Genomic DNA, 24,769 nt, shown 5'->3' with positions numbered 1-24,769 from the left:
CGGTATGCCGAGCCTACGTGCTCCCCGACCGGGGTGCCGACGCAACTCTTTCGAGTGAGAAACTGCGGGCCTCTCTACCTGATCAAGACCCTCTTGCGGGCGGAAATCCCGGGATTCCGGGCCCATCGCCCACCATTCGGCGGTAGGAAGGGCAGGCACCACGTGCACCGCACGTCACAGAAGGACACGAGCGCTGAGCTGAACAGAGGAGTCCCCCGGTGAGCCAGCAGCCGGAGATGCAGCCGCCGGGGCCCCCCGGGGGAGACGTCACTCGCGATCTGACCGGTACGCCGTTCCCCCTGGGCGACTGGGGTGAGCCGGCCGAGCGGCTTGACGAGCTGTACCGCTGGGTCGAGTCGAACGCCCTGCGCACGGCCGAGTGGTACCTCTCCGACCGCGTCTGGAAGCGCCGCGCCGCCCGGATCCTGCGGATCGGCACGGCCGCCGGGGTGATCGCGGGCGCCGCGCTCCCGCTGCTCGACCTCACCGGGGTCGCCGCGGGCACCGCCGGCTGGGGCTATCTCTCGCTGCTGCTCGGCGCCGCCTGCCTGGCCTGCGACCGGTACTTCGGCCTGACGTCCGGCTGGATAAGGGACGTGGCGACCGCCCAGGCCGTGCAGCGCCGGCTGCAGGCGCTCCAGTTCGACTGGGCCTCCGAGAGCGTCCGGGAGGTCCTGGGCCCCACGGAGGGCACGGCCAGCGAGGCCGCCGAGCGATGTCTGGGCGTGCTGCGCCGCTTCTCGGAGGACGTGACGGAGCTCGTACGCGCGGAGACCGCGGACTGGATGGTCGAGTTCCGCTCGGGCCCGGCGCCGCTGGCGCTCCAGTCGGTCGGTGTGGTCCCCGCCAGGTCGGAGAGCTCGCACCCCTCGGGCCGCTTCCCGCTGCCGCCGGGCACCCGGCCGAACATGCCGCGCCAGCGGCCTCCGGAGGCCCGCTGAGCAGCGGGCCTCCGGCACTAGGCCGATCAGCTCAGGATGATCATCGAGCCCTGGGCGAGGCTCCGGGTCGCCGCGGCGTGCAGCCCCAGCCACACGTGCCGCTCGCGGGCGAAGGGGTGGTCGTCGTACGGCACGGCCGCGGCCGGCTCCTCCAGCGTGGTGGGCCGGTCCGGCGGCTCCGGGGCCGCCGGCGGGTTCGCCGGGTCGATGCCGATCGAGGGCGCCACGAACTCCAGCTCCCGCAGCAGCCCGTACGAGGAGCCGAGCGGCCCGCCGCCCTCCAGGAGCTCGTCACTGGCGAGCGGCACCGGGAAGTCCACCGGCACGTACGCGCCCGCGTGGTCGTAGTGCCAGACCAGGTGGGACTCCTGGGCGGTCGCCTCGAACATCTCCAGGAGCTGCTCGTAGTCCCCGCCGAGCTCGCCGACCGGCTCGACCGGCAGCCCGCACATCTGCAGCAGGTAGGCGCGGCGCAGGAAGTGCAGGGCCTCGTAGTCGAAACCGGCGACCGGGGCGACGTCACCGGAGAGCCCCGGCATGTACGCGTAGACGGGCACGGTCGGCAGGCCCGAGGCGCTCAGCACGGCGTCGTAGGCGGCTATCTCTTCGGCGAAGGGATTGTCGGGGCTGTGGCACAGCACGTCGACGAGGGGGACCAGCCACAGGTCACAGGCCAAGGGAGGCTCGCTCTCCGTCAGTTGCAGGGACGGCCAGGGTAGTCGGCGGGACCGACGACGCCCACCCGCTCACCTGCCCTCGAAGACCCGGACTCAACCCGAACTCCGGTCCCGGCCCAACGCGCCCCGCCACCGGTGCACCCCAGCCGACGCCGACCTCAGCGGGCTCGCTGCTCCAGCCGGTCGGCCCATTCGAGGGAGTGCGCGTTGTAGTCCCGTACGACCTGGACGGCGGCCTCCCCGTCGCCGCGGGTGATCGCGTCGACGAGCTCCACGTGTCCGCTCCACAGCCAGCCGAGGACGTCCCGCTCGGAGCGCAGGTAGGGCACGGAGAAGACCCAGGCCTGGACGCGGAGCCGGTGCAGGAAGTCCGCGATGTAGTCGTTGGCGGAGACGAGCCGGCCCAGCTCGCGCCAGTAGCGGATGTCGTAGCCGATGAGGACGTCGACGTCACCGGCGCGGGCGGCGCGGGCCGCGGCCTCGCCCCGGCGCCGTATGGAGACGAGCGCGACGCCGACGTTGTGGTCGGGCTCCGGGGGCACGGTCTGCGGGGCGTGGCGGCGGAAGATGCCGTCGACGACGAGCATCCGGGCCTCGACCATGCCCCGGTAGTCGGCGATCGAGTACTGGTGGACCCGGAAGCCGCGGTGCTGGTCGGAGTCGAGCAGGCCCTGCGCGCAGAGGTCGACGAGGGCTTCGCGGACGGGCGTCGCGGAGACGCCGTACTGCTCGGCGATCTGTTTGACGGTGAATTCCTCGCCCGGCTGGAGACGGCCTGCGAGCACCTCGTCACGGAGCGCGTCCGCGATCTGCTGTCGCAAGGTGTTGCGAGTGACAGCTCCGCTCGCGGGCATGGGTCGGGCCCCCTCCGTCCGGTTCCGGACACCCTAGTCCAGACGGAAGGGACCTCTCCGTTCCGCGGTCAGACGGTGTGTTCGTCGGCCACCGACAGGGCCGCGTCCAGGGCCGCCAGACCCTCCTTGGCCTCCGCCTCGGAGACGTTGCAGGCGGGAACGGCGTGGGTGCGGTTCATGTTGATGAAGGGCCACAGGCCCTGCTTCTTCGCCGCGGCGCCGAAGGCGGCCATCGGCGCGTTGGCCTCGCCGGCGGCGTTGTACGGGACGAGCGGCTCGCGGGTCTCCTTGTTCTTGACCAGGTCGAGCGCCCAGAAGACGCCCATGCCGCGGACCTCGCCGACGGACGGGTGGCGCTCGGCGAGCTCGCGCAGGCCGGGTCCGAGGACGTTCTCGCCGATGTGGGCGGCGTGCTCGACGACCTTCTCGTCGGCCATCACGTTGATGGTGGCGACGGCGGCGGCGCAGGCCAGCGGGTGACCGGAGTAGGTCAGGCCGCCGGGGTAGGGCCGCTTGTCGAAGGTGGCGGCGATCTCGGCGCTGATGGCGACGCCGCCGAGCGGCACGTAGCCGGAGTTCACGCCCTTGGCGAAGGTCATCAGGTCGGGCACGACGTCGAAGTGCTCGGCGGCGAACCACTTGCCGGTGCGGCCGAAGCCGGCCATGACCTCGTCCAGGATGAAGACGATGCCGTACTTGTCGCAGATCTCGCGGACGCCGGCCAGGTAGCCGGGCGGCGGGGTCATGATGCCGGCGGTGCCGGGCACGGTCTCCAGGATGATCGCGGCGATCGTCGCCGGACCCTCGAAGGCGATCGTGTCCTCCAGGTGCTGGAGGGCCCGCGCGCTCTCCTCCGCCTCGGTGGTGGCGTAGAAGGGCGAGCGGTAAAGGAACGGCGCCCAGAACCGCACGACACCCGCGGAACCGGTGTCGGAGGCCCAGCGGCGCGGGTCGCCGGTCAGGTTGATCGCGGTGGAGGTCGCGCCGTGGTACGAGCGGAAGGCCGAGAGCACCTTGTGCCGGCCCGTGTGCAGACGGGCCATGCGGACGGCGTTCTCGACGGCCTCGGCGCCGCCGTTGGTGAAGAAGATCTTGTCCAGGTCGCCCGGGGTGCGCTCGGCGATGAGGCGTGCGGCCTCGGAGCGGACGTCCACGGCGAAGGCGGGCGCGAAGGTCGCGAGCTTCCCGGCCTGCTCCTGGATGGCGGCGACGACCTTGGGGTGCTGGTAGCCGATGTTCGTGTAGACGAGACCGCTGGTGAAGTCGAGGTAGCGGTTTCCGTCGTAGTCCCAGAAGTACGAACCCTCCGCGCCGGCCACGGCGAGCGGGTCGATCAGGCCCTGTGCGGACCAGGAGTGGAAGACGTGCGCGCGGTCGGCGGCCTTGACGGCCGCGCCGGCCTGGGGATCGGGTTCGACATGAGGGGTCATGGGTCCGAGGGTAAGGAACCGCAGGTGGGACGGGCCATCACCATCTTGTCCACCGAGACCGTGGCGGACCCGACACGTTGCCGGTCGGTCCCGACAGGTTGCCGGTGGGCTCCGGCCGCCCGGTCCCTCCGGCAGGCGCGGATCGGCCGCCTATGCTGCGCGGCATGTACACGCCCGGTCGCAGTACCGCCACGACGTTCACCGGCTGGGGGATGGTCCTCAGCGCCGGGGCGGCCGTGCTCGTCTCCCTCGCGGGGGTCTCCCCGCACGCGCCCCTCATACCCGCGCTGGCCCTCGCCGGCCTCTCGGTCCTCTGCGCGGCCGCCTGGGTCGTCGCCTCCTACCGGGCCGCCGGCCGCACCCGGGACCCGCTGGCCAAGCCCTACCGGGAGACCCGCCGGCGGAACCGCGCCCTGCGGTACGTGTTCGGGTTCGGCGTCTCCCTCTCCACCGCCGCCGCGCTCATGGCGGTCTTCACCGTCGGCAGCGAGTACGGCCGCGAGACCGAGCGCCTGGAGCGCGCCGGGTACGACGAGTACCGGGTCCCCGTGGTCCGCCTCGTGAGCAAGCCCGAGTTCCACGAGGGCGACGACGACGCCGACCCGTACTACACCACCGACCTCGTCCTGCGGATCCCGTACGCGTCAGGACCGCGCGAGGTCACCGTCCGCGGCATGTACACCCGCGAGAAGCCGCCCGTGGCCGGCCGCACGAAGGTGGACGCGTGGTTCGCGCCCCGCGATCCGGAGGTGCCGGTCGTCGAGAACGGCCTGCGCGACAAGTGGTGGCTGTTCTCCGTCGTGTTCGCCGTCTGGGGCGGGCCGTGGACCCTGATCGCGGGCGGGATCCTCTCGGGCACCACGGACGCCGCCGGTCTGCACCGGCTGCGCCGCTTCGAGCCGGGCGTCCACCTGCCGGCGCTCGACATCCTCCTCGTCGGCCTGGCCCTCCTGCTGCCGGTGACCGTCGGCTTCGAGGTGGCGGGTTACGACCGCCTTCCGGCCCTCTTCGCCTGCCTGACCCCGGGCCTGGCCTTCACCTGGCTGGCCAAGCGCGGCTGAACGGCCGGGGGGACCTGGGGGTGGCGACCCGGGTGGTCAGGACACGGCACTGAAGAGTTCGGAGACCGCGCTGCGGAGCAGGAGCGGGTGCACGAAGCGGTCCGCGGAGGTCGGGGGGAAGCGCCACGCCAGGGGCCAGGTCCGGCCCGTGAGCGCCGGGACCGGTACGTAGCTGACGTGGGCCGGGCCCGCGTTGAAGCGGGTCACCCCGCGCGGCCACGGACGGCGGGCCGTCGACCCGGGCGGTACGAGGAAATAGACCCCGCGCCGGCCGTTCGCCTCGATGACCACCGGCCCCGGGTCTCCGCCCGTCAGCGCCTCCATCCAGTCGGCCAGCCGACGCCCGTCGTCGCCGTCGACTCGAACGGCGTCGAATTGTACGCCCGCCTTACGGAGTTGGAATCCGGAAACAGGAATCCAATCCACCTTCACTTCCCGATTCTCTGCATTCACAGCACCATGTTCCCGCGTCGGCGCTAGCGTTTTCCACGACTGCGGCGGGCGCGTCGGCAACCCCTTGACCTGCGTCAACGCACCCCCTACGCAGTCGAATTCGGCGGGGAGCAGTTGAGACCGGTTGAGATCGGTTGAGTCCGAATGGGGAGCGTGAATGGCGCGAGCGGAGAACAAGGAAACCGTCGGCCCTGCGGCCAGGATGGCGGCCGCCGTGGCGAAGAGATTGCGACAGAAGAAGGGCTGGACGCAGGAGTATCTGGGTTCCCAGATGGGCTTCACGGGCGCGGCGATCAGCGCGATGGAACGGCTCATCCATCCGGTGAGCGACGACATGCTCGTCCAGCTGGAACGCGTCCTGGGCGGCGGCACGGGCATCTTCGAGGAGATGCGGGAGCTCGTACGACTGGAGAAGCTGCCGGAACAGTTCCGGGGGTACGCGCCGATCGAGCAGAAGGCGGTGGGGCTGCGGCTTTACGCGAACCACATCGTCCACGGCCTGTTCCAAACGGAGTCGTACGCCCGGGCGTTGATCGCGGGCGGATGCCCCGAGCCCACGCCGGAGCGGACTGAGGAGCTGGTCGTCGGCCGGATGGGACGAAAGGGGCTGTTCGACCGCAAGCCGGTGTGCGAGATCGAGCTGGTACTGGACGAGTCGGTGCTCCGGCGGCCGATCGGGGACAAGGAGATCATGCGCGAGCAGCTGGCGCACTTGGCCGACTGCGCCCGGAGGAGGAACGTAATCCTTCAGGTGCTACCGCTGGATGCGGGGCTGGGGGGCGAGTACGCGGGCGCCCGAGGGGAGCTGAACGTGGTGGAGACCCCGGCCCACGACCTCGTCACCTACCTGGAGATCGGGGACGAGAGCCCGCTGATCACCGACCGGACGAAGGTCAGTACGTACAGGCAGCGGTATGCGAAGATCCGGGCACAGGCCCTGGATCCGCGCAGGTCGCTGGGCGCCATCGAGGAGTTGGCGGGAGTACGGAGATGAACGAGACCCTGCACTGGTTCAAGTCCAGCTACAGCAGTGACAGCGGTGGCAACTGCGTAGAGGTCGCCGCCACCGCCCACGCCGTCCACCTCCGCGACTCGAAGGTGCAGGACGGCCCCACGTTCTCCGTGGAGCCGTCCTCCTGGGTCGCGTTCGTCGCCGGTCTGACCCGCTAGCAGTACAGGTTCGCCCCCGCGGGCACACCCAGGATCTGGGTGAACTGCTGGTACGTGGCGACCCGGCTCTGGACCTGGGCCGGGTTGCCGCCGTTGCACTCCAGGCTGCCGTTGATGGCCCAGATGGTCTGGCCGAAGCCCGCGCCGTTCACCATCGCGTTGTGCGCGGTCATCGTGCCCGGGCCGTTCTGCGTGTTCCAGTACCAGAGGCCCGTCTGCATCGCCACGGCCGGATCCTGCTCGACCCGCCAGGGGTTGTTCAGCAGGTCGATGCCGAGGGCGTCACCGGCCGCCTTGTAGTTGAAGTTCCACGACAGCTGGATCGGGCCCCGGCCGTAGTACGCGGCCTGGCCGGCCGGGCAGCCGTAGGGCCGGGTCGTGTCGCAGTAGTGGGGGTAGTTGGCCGTGTTCTGCTCGACGATGTAGTAGAGCCCGCCCGTCTCGTGGGAGACGTTCGCGAGGAACGCCGCCGCCTCCTGCTTCTTCACCGTGTCGCTGCCGGTGGTCGCGAAGGCGGGGTACGAGTTCAGGGCGGCGACGAGACCGGCGTACGTGTAGAAGGGGTTCCGGTTCGGGAACATCTGGTTGAACTGGGCCTCGGAGACCACGAATCCGGACGGGTTCGGGTCCGTGCCGCCACCACCCGTGCCGCAGACGCCCTCGTCGCGCCAGACGTCCGAGGAGCCGGGGCGCTCGTTCTGGGTCCACCACTTGGCGTACCAGTTGTGGCCGTTGTACGAGGCGGTCATGCCGCCCGTGTAGACGCTGCCCGAGTTCCAGGCGGCCACGCAGGCGGGGGCGGCGCCCGCCGAGGCGGTGGGGAGGAGGACGGCGAGGCCGACGGCCGTACAGAGCGCGGCCATCAGGGTGGCCAACTTACGCAGCATGGTGCGTACTTCCTTCCGGGTGGGGGCCGGGTGGGAAGCCACAGCGAAGCGCGATTGGTCTGAACCTGTCAAGGTCTAGACCAGAAAACGACCCCACGGCATCACCGTGGGGTCGTTCGTCGAGGGCGCACACCCCCTTACGCGACCAGTTGCACCGCCAGTTCCTTCGCCAGGGACTCGGCCGCCGCCAGGGACTCCGTACGGGAGGACTCGAAGAGCGGGACGAGCTCGGACATCGCCGGGACGTGCGGGGCCAGGGTCAGCTCGGGGGTGATGAAGCTGACGTCCATGCCGAACATGTCACCGAGCGTCAGCCGCAGGTAGTTCTCGACGTAGTCGTTGCCGTGCTGCGGGGTCCCCTCCCGGTAGGAGCCGCCCCGGCTGGTGACGACGACGGCCCGCTTGCCCGCGAGCGAGGGGTTCTCGGTGATCGAGGTGCGACCGACGAGGAAGACGTGGTCGAGCCAGGCCTTCAGGGTGGAGGGGATCGTGTAGTTGTACATCGGCGCGGCCAGCAGGATCACGTCCGCCTGCTCGGCCTCCTCGATCAGCCTTCCGCGCAGTTCGAAGGCGGGCGCCGTGCTGTCGGCGTAGTAGGCGGCGGCGTCCAGGTGCGGGATCGGTTCCACCGCGAGGTCGCGGTAGATCACCGCCCCCTCGGGGTGCTCCGCCTCCCAGGCCTTGCGGAAGGCGGCGGTGACGGCGCGGGAGTGGGAGTTCTCGCGGTTGAAGGAGGTGTCGATGTGCAGCAGCGTGGCCATGGGGATCGTCTCCGGGGAGTCGCAGGGGCTGGTGAGAGAGATCCTTCTTCCTCAACCAAAGTTGAGGTCCAGCCCCTTTCCCCTGTGACCCCGGTCACCCTCAGATCATCAGGATGATCCGGCCCGGCCGGTGTCCCGCCTCCGCCCTGCGGTGCGCCTCCGCGACCTCCTCCAGGGGCATCACGTCCGCCACCCGGGTGATCAGCTGCCGGTCCGCCACCTTCTGCAGGCTCTCCGCGAGCCTGGCCGCGTCCGGCACGGCCCGTACGGTCTCGACGCGGATGTCCCGCTCGGCGACCGGCACCCGGTCGGGGGCCAGCGCGGCGAACGCACCGCCGTCCTTGACCACCGGGAGCAGCTCGGCGCCGACGAGGGCCCCGTCGAAGACCGCGTCGACCCCGTCCGGGTCGCCCGCGCGCACCTTCGCGACCACGTCCTCCGGGACGCCGCGGGTGACCACGTGGTCCGCGCCGATGACCCGCAGTTCGGGCTCGTCGCCCTCGTGGGCGACGGCCACGACCCGCAGCCCTGCGGCATGGGCGTACTGGACCGCCAGGCGGCCCACCACGGCGCTCGCGCCGGTCACGAGCAGGCTCGCGCCCGCGGGGAGGTTCAGCCGTTCGAGGGCCTGCTGGGCGGTGGCCGAGGCCAGTGGCAGCGAGGCGGCCACCGTGAAGTCCACGTCCTCGGGGACCGGCGCCAGCCACTCCGGGTCGGCCCAGATGATCTCGGCGTACGTGCCGTCGCCCGTCAGCATCTCGAACCAGGGCACGAAACCGGCCACACGGGTGCCGGCCGGCATCCCGGGCGCGGGATCGAGCAGCTTGCCCGCGAAGTCCGTCCCCAGGACGAACGGGGGCCTGAGATCGCCGACCGCGTCGGCATACCGGCCCGCGCGGATCCGCAGATCGGCCTGGTTCACCCCGGCCGCCTTCAGGGCCACCCGTACCTTGCCCGGGACGGCCCCGGCCTCCGGCTTCGGCCGGCGGGCCATTCGGAGGACCTCGGGTCCGCCGTAGGCGGTCACTTCGACGACGCGCATGGGGTACTCCTCAGACGGAAGGCCCCCTCGTGGCCATTACACCCACGCTCCACACCGGCCAGCAACCTCTGTCCGCCCACCCGGGTCCGACCGCCCGGGAAGGCGTCTGAACGAACGGCGAAGTCCAGGTGGCGGCCCGCTACGCCGCCCCCGCTCTCGTACAGGCGTCCGTACCGTCCCGGCCATGGAGTGGATAACCGCAGAGAACGTCATCGCCGTGGGGACGGCCCTCGTCGGTGTCCTGGTCACGCTCGCCGTCGTCTGGATCGACCGGTTCTCGCCACAGCGCAAGCGGCTCGGCTACCGCGTGCAGCTCAACACCCCGCTCCACCGGGAGGAAAACCAGGACAGCGAGGTCATGACGGTGCGGGAGGGCCAGGTCGTGGGGATGGCCACGCCCGCGAACGGATCCACGCTCGTCCTCCTCCGCATCGAGAACGACCGCGAGCTCGACATCAGCTCCGAGGACTACGGCGCCTCCGCCGACCCCCACGGCCTGAGGATCACCTTCGGCGAGCGGACCGTCCAGGGCGTCGTCGCCACCATCCCCTCCGCCTGGGACTCCGTACGGGAGGACCTGGAGCGCTCCCCCAAGCTCGGCCGGAACGGCAACGCCGTCCTCGTCCCCAAGGTCGCCCTCGAACGCGGCCAGTACTTCAAGCTGCTCGTCCAGCTCTCCGGCGGCGTCGCCGACCGCGACATCAAGATCGACGGGAGCCTCCAGGGCGGCTCCATCCGGCGCAACCGGAGCACCACCCCCGACGAGAAGCCCGCCAGGTTCAGCCCGACCGCCCGGACCGTCACGATCGTCCTCACCGCCTGCGTCATGGCCCTCGCCGTGATCATCGTCCGCGAGCAGAACCCACCGCCCATCGGCTGCGCCCGGGGCACCCTCACCGTCACCGGCTCGACGGCCTTCGCGCCCGCCCTGCGGGAGGCGGCGAAGCAGTACGAGGAGGACTGCGAGGGCTCCACGGTCACCGTCGACGTGCACGGCTCGACCGCCGGGATCCGGGAGCTGGCCGCGGCCGGACCGAAGAAGGCCGCGGTCATCGCCTTCTCCGACGGGCGCAAGCCCGGCGGCTTCCCCGAGCTGCGGGAGAACATGGTCGCCGTCTCCCTCTTCACCGTCGTCGTGAACGACGGCGTCCCCCTCGACGACCTCACCCTCGACCAGATCCGGCGCGTCTACCGGGGCGAGATCCGCAACTGGGGCGAGCTCGTCCCCGGCCTGGACCGGCCGGTCCTCCTCGTCAGCCGCGACGCCAACTCGGGGACCCGGCAGGTCTTCCAGCGCCGCGTCCTCGAACGCAACGAGCCCGCCAACTCCTCCCAGGACTGCCAGACCTCCGACGACCCCGAGTCGAAGGTCATCCGCTGCGAACTCGACTCCACCGAACAGGTCCTCGCCACCGTCGCCGGACTCCCCGGCGCCCTCGGCTACTCCGAACTCCGCGCCACCGACGGGCGCAAGGGCCTGCACCGGGTGGCCGTCGACGGACGGCGGCCCGACGTGGCCGAGCTCGGCGTGTCCGGCTATCCCTACCGGGAGATCGAGTACGCCTACACCTGGGGTCTGCCCGCGACGGACTCCCTGACCTCCAGCTTCCTCACCTATCTGCGGTCGGGGCGCGGGCAGGACGTCATCAGCGCGCACGGGCACCTGCCGTGCGCGACCCCGAAGGGGCTTCCGGTGTGCGGAGCGGGCTGATCGCCGATCTCGTCGTCTGGCATGCTCTGGCGACGTGGAGTCATTGAACGCGGAAGATCCGGTCAGCGTCGGCCCGTTCCGTCTGATCGGCCGCCTCGGGGTCGGCGGGATGGGCCGGGTGTTCCTGGCGCGCTCGGCCGGCGGGCGGACCGTCGCGGTCAAGGTGGTGCACGCCGAACTGGCCGCCCAGGACGAGTTCCGGCGCCGGTTCGCCCGCGAGGTCGCCGCCCTCGAACGGGTCGGCGGCACCGGCACCGCGCCCGTCCTCGGCTCGGACACCACCGCCGAGTCCCCGTGGGTCGCCATCGGCTACGTACCGGGCCCCTCGCTGCGGACCGTGGTCGGCGACGAGTTCGGGCCGCTGCCGCCCGCGACCGTACGGGCCCTCGCCTCCGGGCTCGCCCGCTCCCTCGACCACATCCACGCCGCCGGGCTCGTCCACCGCGACCTCAAGCCGTCGAACGTGCTGCTCACCGTCGACGGGCCGCGGATCATCGACTTCGGCATCGCCCGCGCCGTCGACCACGTCGCCGACGGCGGCAACCTCACCACCACCGGGGCCGTCGTCGGCTCCCCCGGCTTCATGTCGCCCGAACAGGTCCGCGGCGACCAGGTCTCGCCCGCCTCGGACATCTTCTGCCTGGGCTCCGTGCTCGCGTACGCGGCGACCGGCCGCGCCCCGTTCGGCACGGTGGACAGCGGCGTCCACGCCACGATGTTCCGCATCGCGCACGACGAGCCCGACCTGACCGACCTGCCGCCCGAGCTCTCCGGACTCATCCGCGCCTGCCTCGCCAAGGACCCGGCGGCCCGGCCCACGGCGACCGAGATCGTCGAGACCCTGCCGGTCGCCGACCCGTGGCTCCCGGCGGACGTCCTCGCCCGGCTCGGCCGGCACGCGGCGCAGCTCCTGGAGGCGGAGGGCAGCGGGACGGCGGAGCACGGGACTCCCCCGCCGGCCACGGGCCCGGCCGCGACCTCCCCGACCGCGCCCGCCGCTCCCGCCGCACCCCGGCGCCGGGGCCGTACCGCGCTGCTCGCCGCCGTCACCGCGCTCGTGGTGGTGGCGGCGGCCGGCGCCGCGTACCTGTACTGGCCCAAGGGCGGCAGCACCACGGACGGCGGGAGCGGGGGCGGCGGCAAGAACACCACCAACCCGAGCCGCGCCGCCGCCGGCATCGTCCCCGCCGCCTTCCTCGGCGCCTGGGAAGGCGTCCTCAAGGGCAAGGCGGACGCCCCGTACGAGACCAGCCGGATCGAGATCACCCAGGGCGCGGCGGGCGCCAAGGCCGCCGTCTACACCCACGTCACCGGGGAACAGCTCTGCATCGGCCGGGCCACCCTGATCTCCGCCACCGACAGCGAACTCGTCCTCGGCGAGGCCGAGATCACCGAGAGCGTGCCCGCCCAGCGCTGCACCCCGGCCGCCCGCCAGACCCTCACGCTGCGCTCGACCGACGTCGTCGAATGGGGCTCGGGCGTCGCCAAGGCCACCTTCCAGCGGGTCAGGGCAGGCACGGACGTCGTCCCCACCGCGTACGTCGGCAGGTGGAAGCAGGCGCCCGACACCGTCACCCAGCCCGACCCCGACCGCTGGTCCTACGAGGTCACCATCACCCAGGGCCCGGTCGGCGCGCCGCTGGTGCGCTTCGAGCAGGGGTACCCGCGCACGGACGACCAGGGGAACCAGCTCTCCGACGACATCCGCTGCGCGACCACCGCCGTCGTCGGCGGCGCGGGCTCCCTCCTCGTCATCGGCCCGGAGACCCGCGACCCGGACATGTGGGACCCGGACTGCGCCGAGAACGGCTCCAGCAACCTGCGGATCGTCCAGTACCAGGGCAAGGAACGGCTCCAGGTGTACGGGATGAGCGCGGACGGGGAGCCGGCGGAGTTCGTCCGGGACTGACGGCCGCTAGCGGCCGACGAGTTCGAGCGCGGCCCTGACCGAGTCCAGGAGCGGCTGCCCGATCGCGCCGACCGTGGCCGCGACGGCCGCGAGGGCCATCAGCGACCGGCGCCGGGTGGCCGGCTCGGCGGACGGGCCGGCGGCGAGGACGGGCAGCGCGTCGTCGATGGAGGACCGGTCCTCCTCCGGCACCTCGCCGCGCAGCGCCCGCGCGAGCTCGACGACGGCCCGGAGCGTCTCCTCCAGGGTGGCCTGCGGGGCGTGGTGATGGTGGACGATGCCGGTGTGGCCCTGGCCGCCGTTGATGTTGACCGCGTCCCCGTAGTAGTGGTGGTTCCCGCTCGTCACTTGGACACTCCCGTGTTGCCGCTGCCGCCGTAGATGTTCACGGCGTCGCCGAAGTAGTAGTTGCTGGGGTTGCTGATCGTGAGCGCCCCCACCGTGACGGTGAGCTCCGCGTCCGGTTCGTCGATCGCGGACGCGATCCGTCCGACGAGTTCGTTCAGGTACCGGCGGTCCCCGGAGACCATCGCGGTCGACCGGCCGTTCGTCTCGATGGCCAGCACGTCGTGGGCGGACGCGGTGACGACGGCCAGCATGTCGACCGTGAACCAGATCAGGGCACCGATGACGCCCAGGAAGGAGATCTGGGACAGGAAGGCCGTGAAGCCGCCCGGCCCCTCTCCCCGGGCGAAGACCTGGCCCAGGAAGGCGACGAGGCCGATCGCGAGCGCCACGAGCAGGGTGAGCACCACCCGTTTCACGAACAGGCGGACGGCGTCCGCCTTACGGGGCCGGAGCACGAAGGTGTAGACGCGGACGATGTTCTCCAGCGGATAGGCCGCGCCGCCCACCCAGAGCAGTCGCTTGCTGATGACCAGCGGAAGAGCCGTCGGCGCGGCGATTCCGGAATGCGGCGGGTGGGACGGCGGTGGTGGCGGTGTGGGCGGCGGTGCTGGTGTTCCCATGCTTCCCCCTGTGCTGTGGCGGGCCGAAGTGGAGCCCCATTAAGCACTCGGCTCTGCCGCGTAACAAGGCGAGTTCAGGCCTCCCGTGAGACGACTTCGGACACCGCGCGGGCGTAGTCGTGGACCAGCGGGCGGGCGTCCGCGGCGCGCCAGGCGAGGGCGAAGCGGCTGGGGGTGACGCCGCGGACGGGGCGGGTGACGACGCCGCCGCGGGTGAGGAGCGGCGCGTTCCCGGCGGCGACCAGGCAGATGCCGAGGCCGTCGACCAGCGCCTCGTACGTCTCGTCGGCGCTGGCGATCTCGGCGCCGACGACCGGCGGGCGGCCACCGCGCGCCTCCACGGCCAGCCAGTAGTCGCGGAGCTCGGGGCCGGTGCCGGGGAGGGCGAGGAACGGCTCGTCGAGCAGTTCGGAGAAGTCGAGGCTCTCGCGGGCGGCCAGCGGATGGGCCTCGGGGAGGGCCACGAGGCGGGGCTCGGTGGCGACGACGACCCAGCGGAAACGGTCCGCCCCGACCAGCGGCAGCCACACGAACGCCACGTCGCTGGTGCCGTCCGCGAGCCCCGCCGTCGGGTCCTCCCAGCCCACCTGACGCAGCCTGAGCCGGGCCTCCGGATGCGCCTCGGTGAACCGCGACCGGATCGCGGGCAGCAGCCCGCCACGGCCGGGGCTGGTGCTCATGCCGACGACCAGCGTCCCGTCGGCGGCCGCCCTGGCCCTCCGTACCGCCTCCCGGCCCTCCTCCCACGCGGCGAGCACGGCCCGCGCGTGCGGCAGCAGGGCCGTACCGACCGGGGTGAGGGCCACGCCCTGCCGGTCCCGGTCGAAGAGCGACGCGCCGAGCTGCCGCTCCAGGGCCCGGATCTGCTTGCTGAGGGCGGGCTGCGAGACGTACAGCCGCTCGGCGGCCCGCGTGAAGTGGAGCTCCTCCGCGACCGCGAGGAAGTACCGAAGGTCCCGCCCGTGCACATCCATGCCCTGTGGCTATCACGACGGATCTTGGACGGACAACGGCCCGCCGTCCCAAGCTTGTTGGGACACCGATGAGGGGAACACGTTATGAGCAAGGTCTGGCTGATCACGGGAGCCAACAGCGGGTTCGGGCGCGCCTTCGCCGAAGCCGCGATCGCCGCCGGCGACGTCGTCGCCGCCGCGGCCCGCCGCACCGAGACCCTGGACGACCTGGTCGCCGCCCACCCCGACCAGGTCGACCCGGTCGCCCTGGACGTGACGGACACCGCGGCGATCGACCGGGTGGTCGCCTCCCTGGTCGAGCGGCACGGCCGCATCGACGTCCTCGTCAACAACGCGGGCCGCACGCACGTCGGTTCGGTCGAGGAGACCTCGGACGAGGAGCTCCGCTCCCTCTTCGACGTGCACGTCTTCGGGCCCGCCGCCCTCACCCGCGCCGTCCTGCCCCACATGCGCGCCCGCCGCTCCGGCGCGATCGTGCAGATCAGCAGCATGGGCGGCCAGATGTCCCTGCCCGGCTTCGGCGCCTACAGCGCGACCAAGTTCGCCCTCGAGGGCCTCTCCGAGGCCCTCGCCACCGAGGTCCGCCCGCTCGGCATCGACGTCCTCATCGTCGAGCCCGGCGCCTTCCGCACCAGCCTCCTGGGATCGGGCGGCATCAGCGGCGGCGGCATCGACGACTACGCCGACACCGTCGGCGCCACCCGCACCTACGTCGAGAGCGGCGGCGGCACCGAGGACGGCGACCCCGCCAAGGCCGCCGCGGCCGTCCTCGCCGCCCTGAACGCCGACGAGACCCCCCTGCGCCTCGCCCTCGGCTCCGACTCCATCGACGCGATCCACGCCCACCTGGACCAGGTCCGCTCGGACCTGACGACGTGGGAGAAGGTGGGGCGGGACACGAAGGTGGACCAGTAGGGCGCGTGTGCGAAGATCCGCCGGTGGACCAACTCCGAGCGGAAGACCCGAAGTTCATAGGCCCGTACAGGCTGATCGGGCGGCTCGGCGCGGGCGGCATGGGAGTCGTCTACCGGGCCGAGGCGCCCGACGGGCGGTACGACGGGCGGCCTCTCGCGGTGAAGCTCGTACGGGCCGAGGCGGCGGCGGACGAGGAGTTCCGCCGCCGGTTCGCCCGCGAGGTCGGGGCGGCACGGCTGGTCGGTGACGAATGGACCGCACGGGTCCTCGACGCGGACACCGAGGCCGAAGTCCCCTGGGTGGCCACCGAGTACGTCCCCGGCCCCTCGCTGCGGGCGGCCGTCGAGGGCAGCCTCGGCCCCCTGCCGGCGGCCTCTGTCCTCGTCCTCGCCCACCGCCTCGGCCTCGCACTGCGCGCGATCCACGGCGCGGGTCTGATCCACCGCGACCTCAAGCCCTCCAACATCCTCCTCACGGTGGGCGGCCCGAGGGTCATCGACTTCGGCATCGCACGGCGGTCCGTCCTGTCCTCGGAAAGCGACCTGACCCGCACGGGCGTGCTGCTCGGCTCACCGGAGTTCATGTCGCCCGAGCAGGTGCGGGGCGAGGAGGTGAGGGCCGCGAGCGACGTCTTCGCCCTCGGCGCGGTCCTCGCGTACGCGTCCACCGGCCGCGCCCCCTTCAGCACTGGTGACCCCGGCGTCCACGGCCTCCTCTTCCGCGTGGCCTACGAGGAGCCGGACGTGGCGGGAGTCCCGGAGACGGTCGCGGAACTGATCCACGACTGTCTGAGCAAGGACCCGTCGGGCCGCCCCACGGTGGACACGGTCATCTCCCGCACGAGAAAGGCCCTGGGCGGCGCCTGGCTCCCCCCGGATCTCCTGGCCCGCCTGGACGAGGACGCGGCGGATTTCTTGCGGGCGGTCCCCCGCAAGCGGAGCCAGGGCCCCGTTCGGATGCCCCGGCCGGATCTGCGTGCCGCGGCGCCGGACAGCCGTCCGCGACCGCCGCAGCGCGCCGCCGAACCGGCATCCGGGCCGGCGTCCGGGTCCGCTGCCGGCAGCGCACCGGATGCCGCGGACGTCGTTCCGCGCAAGGCCCACGTCCGGCGTACACGCGGCGTACGGGCCCATGCGGGGCGGGCCGGCCATGCCCGGCGCGGCGTCCTCGCCGTTCCCGGCGCCCGGCACGGCATGAGCGCACTCCTCGCCGCGGCCTGCGTCGTCGCCTACGCGGTCTTCGCGACCGCCCCGTCCTTCGTCCAGGGGCCGTCCGACGGCACGACGGAGTCGGACCATTTCGCCGGGGTCTGGCTCGGCAACCCGTCCCCCGACGATGAGGAGTCGCCCTGGGCGGGTCCGGTCCCCGGCACACTGCGGCTGGACATCGTCGACTCCACGCGGATCGGGGGACCTTCCGGCACCTTCCTGGCCGCGTCCTCCGAGGTCTTCTGCCAAGGGGAGTTCTCGGTCGCCGGCCGGACGCGGCTCTCCCTGGGCATCGCCGCCTTCAAGGTGACCAGCAGCTCTCCCGCAGGGACGACGGCGGCGGACTGTTGGCTGCCGGACAGCCTGCGCCTGACGAAGAACGAGGGCGTGGAGTACGCGGTGGCCGAGACGGACGGGCACCAGCTCTTCCGGATGCAGCGCAGGGCGGCTCCGGCGGAGACGGTCCCCCGGCAGTTCTCGAACGTCTGGGGCTCGGGCGACGGACTCGTCGTCGACATCCGGCCAGGGAAACTCGGCGAGCCCGTCGTGCGGACCATCGAGACGGCCGACGGCCGACACTGCGAGTACACGGCCGCACTGCTGCACGTGGGCCGGAACACCATCCTGACCGCGACGCCCGTGCCCGACCAGGACATCTCGGACCCGGACTGCTGGATGGACAGCGACAACTGGGAGTACTCCGTCGAGGCCGGCCGGCCGCCGACGCTCCTCCGGACCGGCGACCTCGGGACACGCCGCCTGCGCCCCGTGAAATAGGGGCGCAGGCGGTGTCAGCTCGCGCTGCTTCCTACAGGAAGGAGTTGATCTCGATCGTCTCGGTGCGGCCGGGGCCGACGCCGATCGCGGAGATCGGGGCGCCCGACATCTCCTCGAGGGCCTTCACGTACGCCTGGGCGTTCTTCGGGAGGTCCGCGAAGGTCTTGGCCTTCGTGATGTCCTCCGACCAGCCCGGCAGCATCTCGTAGATCGGCTTCGCGTGGTGGAAGTCGGTCTGCGAGTACGGCAGCTCCTCGACGCGCTTGCCGTCGATCTCGTACGCGACGCAGACCGGGATCTGCTCCCAGCCCGTCAGCACGTCGAGCTTGGTGAGGAAGAAGTCCGTCAGGCCGTTCACGCGGGTCGCGTAGCGGGCGATGACCGCGTCGAACCAGCCGCAGCGGCGGTCACGGCCGGTGGTGACACCGCGCTCGCCACCGATGCGGCGCAGGTCCTCGCCGTCCTGGTCGAACAGCTCCGTCGGGAACGGGCCCGCGCCGACGCGGGTCGTGTACGCCTTCAGGATGCCGATGACGCGGGAGATCTTCGTCGGACCCACGCCGGTGCCGGTGCAGGCACCGCCGGCCGTCGGGTTCGAGGAGGTGACGAAGGGGTACGTGCCGTGGTCCACGTCGAGCAGGGTGCCCTGGCCGCCCTCGAACAGGACGACCTTGTCCTCGTCGAGCGCGTTGTTCAGGATCAGGGTGGTGTCCGCGACGAACGGCTTGATCTGCTCCGCGTACTGGAGCATCTCCTCGACGATCTGCGCGGCGTCGATCGCGCGGCGGTTGTAGAGCTTCGCGAGCAGCTGGTTCTTGCCCTCGAGCGCCGCCTCGACCTTCTGCGTCAGGATCGACTCGTCGTACAGGTCCTGGACCCGGATGCCGACGCGGTTGATCTTGTCGGCGTACGTCGGGCCGATGCCGCGGCCCGTGGTGCCGATCTTGCGCTTGCCGAGGAACCGTTCCGTCACCTTGTCGAGGGTGACGTTGTACGGGGTGATCAGGTGGGCGTTGCCGCTGATCAGGAGCTTCGACGTGTCGACGCCGCGCTCGTTCAGTCCGCTCAGCTCGGAGAGCAGGACCGCCGGGTCGACGACGACACCGTTTCCGATCACCGGGGTGCACCCCGGGGAGAGGATTCCGGAAGGGAGGAGGTGCAGTGCGTACTTCTGGTCGCCGACGACGACCGTGTGGCCGGCATTGTTGCCGCCCTGGTAACGCACCACGTAGTCCACGGATCCACCGAGCAGGTCGGTGGCCTTTCCCTTGCCCTCGTCACCCCACTGAGCACCGAGCAGCACAAGTGCGGGCACAGGCGTACACCCCTTCCGGGTGGGGCATGTCCAAGGTCAGGGGGCGTACGCCGCCTCACCGGTGTGCCCCGGAATAGACGAAGCCCCTGGCGCAATAGCGCAAGGGGCTCTTGCACAAAGATGCTACCCGAGGAAGGACCGAGGTGTCGGATCACGACCAGCTGCTGGTCATCGTCGACCCGGTCGCCCGCCGAAGTGACGGCGAGTCCGTACGGATCGCGAAAGATGTGCTGTCCGCGGGCGCGGAGGCGAAGATCTGCCTGCCGGACGGCCCCGAAGAATTCTCCCGGGCCCTGGCCCGGCGCGGCTCCCGGCGCCCCGTCGTGCTCGGCGACGACCGCGCGCTGCTCCGCACGGTCGCCCTCCTGCACCGCGAGCGGGAGCTCGCCGAGGGGGTCCTCTCGCTCGTCCCGATCGGCGCGCCTGACGCCCTGGAAGTGGCCCACGCGCTCGGCGTGCCGCGCTCCACGCCGGCGGCCGCCCGGGTGGCCCTGCACGGGGCCGTACGCCGCCTCGACCTGCTCGTCGACGACAGCGACGGCGTCGTCCTCGGCGACCTCCTCGTCCCCGGCACGCCCGTCCCGGTCGCCCCGGCCCCGTCCGTCTGGGGCACCTGCCGCTCCCTCGTCCGCACCCTGGTCCGCCCGGCGCCCGCACCCGCCGCCCGGCTGCGGGTCGAAGCGGACGGGGTGCTGCTCGCCGACGTCGACGCGCCCCTTGCGGGCCTCACGGTCCGGCCCGTCGGCGGTACGGCCGAGGTGACGGTCCACCCGGCCTCGGCCCCCGCGCGGCGCGCGACCGCCGGTACGGTCACGGTCTCGGGCCCGGACTTCCGCTACCGCGCCGACGGGCGCCTCACGGGGCCGGTGCGGCGGCGGACGTGGACGGTGCGGGCGGGGGCCTGGGGGCTGACATTGCCGGTGGAAGCCGCATAACGTCTCGCCCGGGACTGGTACTCAGGGGTGGGGGACGTGCGATGAAGCGTGCGGAGACGGCTGGGGTGACGTCTGCGGAGACGGCTGCGAGGACTTCTGCGGTGACGTCTGCGGAGACGGCTGCGAGGACTTCTGCGGTGACATCTGCGCTGGGTCTCGAGAAGACGGCGTGGGCACTGGAGAAGTACCGGCGAAGAGCCGGCGGGCTGATCGTCTGGGGGATCGTGCTGACCGCGGCGGCCACCGGTTTCGCGATCGCGCTCGCGGACTCGGAGGCCGAGGGCGCGGCCATCATGCCGCTCGTGGCAGGCATCCTCTCGCTGGGCGGCGGGCTCGGCTCGAAGGTCATGGCGCGGCGGATGCGGCGGACCCTCGGCAGGGGCCTCTGGTCGGCACACCCCGCCGTCTCGGTCGACCGCAAGGGGCACGCGACGACCCTCGTGCTGCGCTCCCCGGACGGCACCGAGGTGTGGCCGATGACCGTGATCGCGACCCGGCAGCGGTACGAGCGGGTGCGGCCGGGCCGGGACGGCGTGCTCTGGTGGTGCGGCGACCCGCGCGTGGGCGGCGTCGTCGCGCCGCCGGGCGGCGGTGAGCTGGTCTGGGTGAAGCCGCTGCGGGGCGCGCGCGTGCGCCGCCGGATCGTCGCCGGCGCCGAGGCTCAGGGGCTGCTGCGCCGGACGGCGCCGAGGCAGCCGCAGGAAGCGGTGGACGCGGCCGGGCCTCTCTCCCGGAAGGGCACGGACCAGCCGGTGACCGGGCCCAAGCCCGTGCTCGTGCCCGGGCCTGTGCCCGTCTCCGTGGACGGCCCCCACGTACGGCACGAGCCGCCGCCCGAGTTCGGGCCGACGTACGCGGTGCTCGCCGAGCACGCCCAGCGGCAGGCCACGCCCCTGGGCCAGGGCCGGGCGCCCCGCCCGGAGGCGGATGTGCGCGAGGCGGCCTGGTGGCGGGTGCGGAGCCTGCGGTGGGCCGCCGGGGTGCAGCGGGTGCCGGTCGCGCTCGGCTTCTGCGCGGCCGTGGGCGCCCTCCTGCTGACCGAGCCGCCGCCGGCGGACGCCGTGAAGCTGTACGGCGTGGGCGCGCTGGCCCTGGGCGCCCTCGTGTACGCCGTGTGCCGGCTGCTGGCCGTCGGCCGGCCCGTCGCGCGGCGCCTCGCCCGCGCCGCGACCGCCTCCGTCGAGGTGGAGCGCCGGTACGTCCTGCTGTACGACCCGCAGGGCGGCGGCGCGCCCGTCCTGGTGCTCTTCCCGATGTACGGCAGCGGGGGCGCCCAGGCCGAGGGGGTGCTCGCGCTGCTTCCGCCCGGCTCGCCCAAGAAGCCGCGCCGCGGGCTGCCGGCCCTGCCCGTCGGCACGGCCACGCTGCGCGGCTGGCGGGACTTCACCCCGGACGACCGCATGCCGTACGTGGTGCCGTGGATCAACGGGCGCCCGCTGTGGACGGTGGGGCCGTACTGGCAGACGGACGGGCGGCCGGAGTTCGTCGCGTTCCTGGAGCGGCTGGCGCCGCCGCTGGAGGACCGGACCCCGTAGGGCTGCGGGGGGGGCTGAAGGGGGTGGCTGTAGGGCGGTTGGCCCTGGGGCGCCTGCGGGGCCGGTTGGCCCTGGGGCGCCTGCGGGGCCGGTTGGCCCTGGGGCGCCTGCGGGGCCGGTTGGCCCCGGGTCGCCTACGGGGCGTCCTGCGTCTCCTTGTGGGCGCGCCAGCGCTCCATGATCCCGGCCATCTCGCCGTGCAGGAACGTGAAGAACTCCGCCGTCTCCGCGATGCGGCGCCCCGCCGCGTTGTCCGTCCCGAGGGTCGCCGCCCCCTCGTCGAGGACCTTCTCCCAGCGGGTGAGGGTCTGGTCGCGGCGGGTGAAGGTCTCGTACCAGAGCTCGTTGTGGAGGACGTACCGCTCGCGTCGCGTGCCGGGGTCGCGCTCGCGGCTGACCATGCCGACCTGGGAGAGGTAGCGGATCGCGCCGGAGACGGCGGCCGGGCTGATCCGCAGCCGGTCGGCCAGCTCGGCCGAGGTCATGGAGGCCGTCTCGGAGGCGAGGAGCGCCGCGAAGACCCGGCTCGCCATGCGCTGCATGCCGGCGGCGGTCATCTCGGCGGCGAAGCGCTCGACGAAACGGGAGACCGCCTCGTCCCCGGTCGTGTCCTTGGGCATCGTCATGTTCCCCACTCTAAGCGCGGATTCATGCGCTTCCTGAACTTCACAAGTTTGTGAAATGAGCGTACGTTCTGAAGCATGACGAAGGCAATCAGCGTCGTCGGACTCCACAAGTCCTTCGGGCGCACCCACGCGCTGGACGGCCTCGACCTCACGGTCGAGACCGGCGAGGTCCACGGTTTCCTCGGCCCCAACGGCGCCGGGAAGTCCACGACCATCCGGGTCCTCCTGGGCCTCCTCCGCGCCGACTCCGGCGCCGCGCAGCTCCTCGGCCGCGACCCCTGGCGCGACGCCGTCGAGCTCCACCGACGCATCGCGTACGTCCCCGGCGACGTCACTCTCTGGCGCAACCTGTCCGGAGGCGAGGTCATCGACCTGTACGGACGACTGCGCGGCGGCGGAGGCCTCGACAAGGCCCGGCGCGCCGAGCTGATCGAGCGCTTCGAGCTCGACCCCACCAAGAAGGGCCGCACCTACTCCAAGGGCAACCGGCAGAAGGTCGCCCTGGTCGCCGCCTTCGCCGCCGACGTCGACCTGCTCGTCCTCGACGAACCGACCAGCGGCCTCGACCCGCTGATGGAGGAGGTCTTCCAGGACTGCGTGGAGGAGGCCCGCCGGCAAGGGCGGACCGTGCTGCTCTCCTCGCACATCCTCAGCGAGGTCGAGGCCCTCTGCGACCGGATCAGCATCGTCCGCAAGGGCCGGACCGTCGAGTCGGGTTCGCTCGCGGAGCTGCGCCACCTGACCCGTACCAGCGTCACCGCCGAACTCGCCGGACCGCCCAACGGACTTGCCCACCTCCCCGGCGTCCACGGCTTCGACCTGCGCGGCGACCGCGTGTCGTTCCAGGTGGACACCGACAAGCTCGACGCCGTCCTCCGCTCCCTGACCGCCTCGGGCGTACGGAGCCTGGCCTCCAGCCCGCCCACCCTGGAGGAGCTCTTCCTCCGGCACTACACGGACGAGGTGTCGTCATGAGCCTCGCCGGCACGGGCGTCCTCGGCCGGACCGGGAGCTTCGCCGGAACCGGCGCCCTCACCCGGCTCGCGCTGCGCCGCGACCGGCTGACGCTGCCCCTCTGGGCGCTCGTCACCGGCGGCATGGTCGCGAGCGGCGCCGGCTCCCTGGAGGGGCTGTACGGGACGGCCGCCGAGCGCGCCGAGCTCGCGGCCTCGATGACCGCCAACAGCTCGATGCGCGCGATGTACGGGCCGGTCTTCGGCGACTCCCTCGGCGGGCTCGTCGCCTGGCGCTTCGGCACCTTCGGCGCGGTCCTCGCCGCCGTCGCGAGCCTGATCGTGGTCGTCCGGCACACCCGCGAGGAGGAGGAGACGGGCCGTCAGGAGATGCTGTCCGCCGGTGCGGTGGGGCGCAGGGCCCCGCTGACGGCGGCCCTCCTCGCCGCGCTCACGCTCAACGCGGCCGTCGCCCTCATCGTCACCGCGGGCCTCGCCGGACAGAGCGCGGCCGGGGCGCTCGCGCTGGGCCTGGCGATCGGGGGGACCGGCATGGTCTTCGCGACCGCGGCCGCGCTCGCCGCCCAGTTCACGGAAAGTGCCCGGCTCGCGAAGGGCCTGGCGGCCGGCGTCCTGGGGCTCGCGTTCGCGCTGCGGGCAGCCGGAGACGCGGGGACGTCGGACGGCTCGTCGGTCCTCACCTGGCTCTCGCCGATCGGCTGGGCCGAACACGTCCGCGCCTTCGCCGGTGAGCGCTGGTGGGTGCTGCTACTGATCGTCGCGGCCGTCCTGGTCCAGACGGCGGCGGCGTACGTGCTGACCGCCCGCCGGGACGTCGGCGCGAGCTTCCTCGCGACCCGGCCCGGCCCGGCGGAGGGCCGGCTCGCGACGGCCGGGGCGCTCGCGTGGCGGCTCCAGCGCGGCACGCTCCTCGGCTGGTCGCTCGGCTTCCTGCTCGGCGGGCTCGTCTTCGGCGGCATGGTCGAGGGCGCGGCCGACATCGTCGGCGACAACGAACGGGCCCGGGAGATCTTCGAGCGGATGGGCGGCCAGAGTGCGCTGACGGACGCGTTCCTGGCCACGATGGTGTCCCTCTTCGGGATGCTCGCCGCGCTGTACGCGGTCGGGTCCGTGCTGCGGCCGCACGGCGAGGAGACCTCGGGCCGCGCCGAACCGCTCCTCGCGAACGCCCTCGGCCGTCTCCGCTGGGCCGCCGGGCATCTCATGATCGCCTTCGCCGGCTCGGCCCTGATCCTGGCCCTCGCCGGAGTCGGCCTCGCCCTCTCGTACGGGCACGACCTCGGGCCCATCCTGGGCGCCGCGCTCGTCCAGCTCCCGGCCGTGTGGACCCTCGCCGGGCTCGCGGTCCTGCTGTGGGGCGCCGCGCCGAAGGCCGCGGCCGCCGGCTGGGGCGTGGCCGGGCTGTGTCTGGCCCTCGGCTGGATCGGCCCGGCGCTCGGGCTGCCGCAGGGCGTCCTGGACCTCTCCCCCTTCGGCCACCTGCCGAAGCTGCCGGGGCCGGAGATGGCCTGGGGTCCGGTCCTGGTCCTGACGGGCCTGGCGGCGGGACTGACTGCTGCGGGCTTGGCCGGGCTGCGGCGGCGGGACGTGGCGGGCTGAGGCGGCCGGAGGTGGCGGGCCGAGGCGGCCGGAGGTGGCGGGCCGAG

The 24,769-nt window shown here is 72.6% G+C and carries 24 protein-coding genes; 12 read left to right on the top strand and 12 right to left on the bottom strand.

Features of this window, described 5'->3' with window-relative positions; translation table 11 throughout:
- Positions 1–236 precede the first annotated feature (236 nt).
- Complete coding sequence (locus ABT041_RS01395; RefSeq protein WP_351177648.1) at positions 237–941, top strand: SLATT domain-containing protein; 705 nt, start codon at positions 237–239, stop codon at positions 939–941.
- Between the two features lie 26 nt (positions 942–967).
- Here the strand turns inward: ABT041_RS01395 and ABT041_RS01390 are convergent, their stop codons facing one another.
- The 3 genes from ABT041_RS01390 to ABT041_RS01380 all read right to left on the bottom strand — a co-directional run bounded on the left by ABT041_RS01390 (position 968) and on the right by ABT041_RS01380 (position 3,902).
- Positions 968–1,618, bottom strand: coding sequence for a putative DNA-mimic protein (locus tag ABT041_RS01390; protein ID WP_351177083.1), 651 nt, complete (start codon positions 1,616–1,618; stop codon positions 968–970).
- A gap of 158 nt (positions 1,619–1,776) precedes the next feature.
- Positions 1,777–2,472 (bottom strand): GntR family transcriptional regulator, encoded by a 696-nt coding sequence (locus tag ABT041_RS01385; RefSeq protein ID WP_351177080.1) that lies wholly within the window; start codon positions 2,470–2,472, stop codon positions 1,777–1,779.
- Between the two features lie 68 nt (positions 2,473–2,540).
- The gene (locus tag ABT041_RS01380; RefSeq protein WP_351177077.1) at positions 2,541–3,902 is read right to left on the bottom strand and encodes an aspartate aminotransferase family protein; all 1,362 of its coding nucleotides are present in this window, start codon (positions 3,900–3,902) and stop codon (positions 2,541–2,543) included.
- 164 nt (positions 3,903–4,066) lie between these two features.
- On the opposite strand from ABT041_RS01380, the gene ABT041_RS01375 reads away from it, so the two are divergent.
- Positions 4,067–4,963: a hypothetical protein gene (locus ABT041_RS01375; protein ID WP_351177074.1), complete on the top strand. Its 897-nt coding sequence runs from the start codon at positions 4,067–4,069 to the stop codon at positions 4,961–4,963.
- Positions 4,964–4,999: 36 nt separating this feature from the next.
- Here the strand turns inward: ABT041_RS01375 and ABT041_RS01370 are convergent, their stop codons facing one another.
- Entirely contained in the window at positions 5,000–5,416 is a 417-nt protein-coding gene (locus ABT041_RS01370) for a hypothetical protein (protein ID WP_351177645.1), read from the bottom strand.
- Positions 5,417–5,573: 157 nt separating this feature from the next.
- Here ABT041_RS01370 and ABT041_RS01365 point away from each other — a divergent pair, with 157 nt between their 5' ends.
- Both ABT041_RS01365 and ABT041_RS01360 read left to right on the top strand, forming a co-directional pair.
- Complete coding sequence (locus tag ABT041_RS01365; protein ID WP_351177071.1) at positions 5,574–6,410, top strand: helix-turn-helix domain-containing protein; 837 nt, start codon at positions 5,574–5,576, stop codon at positions 6,408–6,410.
- The gene (locus ABT041_RS01360; RefSeq protein WP_351177068.1) at positions 6,407–6,586 is read left to right on the top strand and encodes a DUF397 domain-containing protein; all 180 of its coding nucleotides are present in this window, start codon (positions 6,407–6,409) and stop codon (positions 6,584–6,586) included. The genes ABT041_RS01365 and ABT041_RS01360 overlap by 4 nt, the downstream gene beginning before the upstream one ends.
- On the opposite strand, the gene ABT041_RS01355 is transcribed toward ABT041_RS01360, so the two are convergent.
- The 3 genes from ABT041_RS01355 to ABT041_RS01345 all read right to left on the bottom strand — a co-directional run bounded on the left by ABT041_RS01355 (position 6,583) and on the right by ABT041_RS01345 (position 9,276).
- The gene (locus tag ABT041_RS01355; RefSeq protein ID WP_351177065.1) at positions 6,583–7,473 is read right to left on the bottom strand and encodes a glycoside hydrolase family 19 protein; all 891 of its coding nucleotides are present in this window, start codon (positions 7,471–7,473) and stop codon (positions 6,583–6,585) included. The two genes, ABT041_RS01360 and ABT041_RS01355, sit on opposite strands and share 4 nt — an antisense overlap.
- 137 nt (positions 7,474–7,610) lie before the next feature.
- Positions 7,611–8,234, bottom strand: a complete 624-nt coding sequence (locus ABT041_RS01350; protein WP_351177062.1) for an FMN-dependent NADH-azoreductase — start codon at positions 8,232–8,234, stop codon at positions 7,611–7,613.
- Between the two features lie 100 nt (positions 8,235–8,334).
- A complete protein-coding gene (locus tag ABT041_RS01345) occupies positions 8,335–9,276 on the bottom strand; it encodes an NADP-dependent oxidoreductase (RefSeq protein WP_351177059.1) in 942 nt (313 codons plus the stop codon).
- Between the two features lie 184 nt (positions 9,277–9,460).
- On the opposite strand from ABT041_RS01345, the gene ABT041_RS01340 reads away from it, so the two are divergent.
- Complete coding sequence (locus ABT041_RS01340) at positions 9,461–10,987, top strand: substrate-binding domain-containing protein (RefSeq protein ID WP_351177056.1); 1,527 nt, start codon at positions 9,461–9,463, stop codon at positions 10,985–10,987.
- Between the two features lie 34 nt (positions 10,988–11,021).
- On the top strand, positions 11,022–12,896 hold the full coding sequence (locus ABT041_RS01335) for a serine/threonine-protein kinase (protein WP_351177053.1): 1,875 nt from the start codon (positions 11,022–11,024) through the stop codon (positions 12,894–12,896).
- 6 nt (positions 12,897–12,902) lie between these two features.
- Here ABT041_RS01335 and ABT041_RS01330 read toward each other — a convergent pair whose 3' ends face one another.
- The 3 genes from ABT041_RS01330 to ABT041_RS01320 all read right to left on the bottom strand — a co-directional run bounded on the left by ABT041_RS01330 (position 12,903) and on the right by ABT041_RS01320 (position 14,838).
- Positions 12,903–13,244, bottom strand: coding sequence for a hypothetical protein (locus tag ABT041_RS01330; protein WP_351177050.1), 342 nt, complete (start codon positions 13,242–13,244; stop codon positions 12,903–12,905).
- On the bottom strand, positions 13,241–13,864 hold the full coding sequence (locus tag ABT041_RS01325; RefSeq protein ID WP_351177047.1) for a DUF6232 family protein: 624 nt from the start codon (positions 13,862–13,864) through the stop codon (positions 13,241–13,243). Before ABT041_RS01325 ends, ABT041_RS01330 begins: the two co-directional genes overlap by 4 nt.
- A 74-nt stretch (positions 13,865–13,938) precedes the next feature.
- Entirely contained in the window at positions 13,939–14,838 is a 900-nt protein-coding gene (locus ABT041_RS01320; RefSeq protein WP_351177044.1) for a LysR family transcriptional regulator, read from the bottom strand.
- An 84-nt stretch (positions 14,839–14,922) separates the two neighbouring features.
- Between ABT041_RS01320 and ABT041_RS01315 the strand changes: the two genes are divergently transcribed.
- Positions 14,923–15,753, top strand: a complete 831-nt coding sequence (locus ABT041_RS01315) for an oxidoreductase (RefSeq protein WP_351177041.1) — start codon at positions 14,923–14,925, stop codon at positions 15,751–15,753.
- 23 nt (positions 15,754–15,776) lie between these two features.
- Positions 15,777–17,738, top strand: a complete 1,962-nt coding sequence (locus ABT041_RS01310; RefSeq protein ID WP_351177038.1) for a protein kinase domain-containing protein — start codon at positions 15,777–15,779, stop codon at positions 17,736–17,738.
- A 31-nt stretch (positions 17,739–17,769) separates the two neighbouring features.
- On the opposite strand, the gene ABT041_RS01305 is transcribed toward ABT041_RS01310, so the two are convergent.
- Positions 17,770–19,053, bottom strand: coding sequence for an adenylosuccinate synthase (locus ABT041_RS01305; RefSeq protein WP_351177035.1), 1,284 nt, complete (start codon positions 19,051–19,053; stop codon positions 17,770–17,772).
- A gap of 110 nt (positions 19,054–19,163) precedes the next feature.
- Here ABT041_RS01305 and ABT041_RS01300 point away from each other — a divergent pair, with 110 nt between their 5' ends.
- Together ABT041_RS01300 and ABT041_RS01295 are read left to right on the top strand one after the other, a co-directional pair.
- Positions 19,164–19,988, top strand: coding sequence for a diacylglycerol kinase family protein (locus ABT041_RS01300; RefSeq protein WP_351177032.1), 825 nt, complete (start codon positions 19,164–19,166; stop codon positions 19,986–19,988).
- A gap of 137 nt (positions 19,989–20,125) precedes the next feature.
- Entirely contained in the window at positions 20,126–21,523 is a 1,398-nt protein-coding gene (locus ABT041_RS01295; protein ID WP_351177029.1) for a hypothetical protein, read from the top strand.
- A gap of 134 nt (positions 21,524–21,657) precedes the next feature.
- On the opposite strand, the gene ABT041_RS01290 is transcribed toward ABT041_RS01295, so the two are convergent.
- Positions 21,658–22,149: a GbsR/MarR family transcriptional regulator gene (locus ABT041_RS01290; protein WP_502976320.1), complete on the bottom strand. Its 492-nt coding sequence runs from the start codon at positions 22,147–22,149 to the stop codon at positions 21,658–21,660.
- 75 nt (positions 22,150–22,224) lie between these two features.
- On the opposite strand from ABT041_RS01290, the gene ABT041_RS01285 reads away from it, so the two are divergent.
- Together ABT041_RS01285 and ABT041_RS01280 are read left to right on the top strand one after the other, a co-directional pair.
- Complete coding sequence (locus ABT041_RS01285; protein WP_351177026.1) at positions 22,225–23,124, top strand: ABC transporter ATP-binding protein; 900 nt, start codon at positions 22,225–22,227, stop codon at positions 23,122–23,124.
- Positions 23,121–24,722 (top strand): ABC transporter permease, encoded by a 1,602-nt coding sequence (locus tag ABT041_RS01280; protein ID WP_351177023.1) that lies wholly within the window; start codon positions 23,121–23,123, stop codon positions 24,720–24,722. Before ABT041_RS01285 ends, ABT041_RS01280 begins: the two co-directional genes overlap by 4 nt.
- Positions 24,723–24,769 lie beyond the last annotated feature (47 nt).

Origin of the sequence: Streptomyces sp. NPDC002825, assembly GCF_040295385.1 — a bacterium.
Lineage (GTDB): Bacteria > Actinomycetota > Actinomycetes > Streptomycetales > Streptomycetaceae > Streptomyces.
This window is presented reverse-complemented; position numbering and strand designations above follow the sequence as displayed.

Bases quoted from the DNA above. Each gene is read 5' to 3' on its own strand.
- ABT041_RS01395 (WP_351177648.1), top strand. From the start codon at position 237: ATGCAGCCGCCGGGGCCCCCCGGGGGAGACGTCACTCGCGATCTGACC.
- ABT041_RS01385 (WP_351177080.1), bottom strand. From the start codon at position 2,472: ATGCCCGCGAGCGGAGCTGTCACTCGCAACACCTTGCGACAGCAGATC.
- ABT041_RS01380 (WP_351177077.1), bottom strand. From the start codon at position 3,902: ATGACCCCTCATGTCGAACCCGATCCCCAGGCCGGCGCGGCCGTCAAG.
- ABT041_RS01375 (WP_351177074.1), top strand. From the start codon at position 4,067: ATGTACACGCCCGGTCGCAGTACCGCCACGACGTTCACCGGCTGGGGG.
- ABT041_RS01365 (WP_351177071.1), top strand. From the start codon at position 5,574: ATGGCGCGAGCGGAGAACAAGGAAACCGTCGGCCCTGCGGCCAGGATG.
- ABT041_RS01360 (WP_351177068.1), top strand. From the start codon at position 6,407: ATGAACGAGACCCTGCACTGGTTCAAGTCCAGCTACAGCAGTGACAGC.
- ABT041_RS01355 (WP_351177065.1), bottom strand. From the start codon at position 7,473: ATGCTGCGTAAGTTGGCCACCCTGATGGCCGCGCTCTGTACGGCCGTC.
- ABT041_RS01350 (WP_351177062.1), bottom strand. From the start codon at position 8,234: ATGGCCACGCTGCTGCACATCGACACCTCCTTCAACCGCGAGAACTCC.
- ABT041_RS01345 (WP_351177059.1), bottom strand. From the start codon at position 9,276: ATGCGCGTCGTCGAAGTGACCGCCTACGGCGGACCCGAGGTCCTCCGA.
- ABT041_RS01340 (WP_351177056.1), top strand. From the start codon at position 9,461: ATGGAGTGGATAACCGCAGAGAACGTCATCGCCGTGGGGACGGCCCTC.
- ABT041_RS01325 (WP_351177047.1), bottom strand. From the start codon at position 13,864: ATGGGAACACCAGCACCGCCGCCCACACCGCCACCACCGCCGTCCCAC.
- ABT041_RS01320 (WP_351177044.1), bottom strand. From the start codon at position 14,838: ATGGATGTGCACGGGCGGGACCTTCGGTACTTCCTCGCGGTCGCGGAG.
- ABT041_RS01315 (WP_351177041.1), top strand. From the start codon at position 14,923: ATGAGCAAGGTCTGGCTGATCACGGGAGCCAACAGCGGGTTCGGGCGC.
- ABT041_RS01290 (WP_502976320.1), bottom strand. From the start codon at position 22,149: ATGACGATGCCCAAGGACACGACCGGGGACGAGGCGGTCTCCCGTTTC.
- ABT041_RS01285 (WP_351177026.1), top strand. From the start codon at position 22,225: ATGACGAAGGCAATCAGCGTCGTCGGACTCCACAAGTCCTTCGGGCGC.
- ABT041_RS01280 (WP_351177023.1), top strand. From the start codon at position 23,121: ATGAGCCTCGCCGGCACGGGCGTCCTCGGCCGGACCGGGAGCTTCGCC.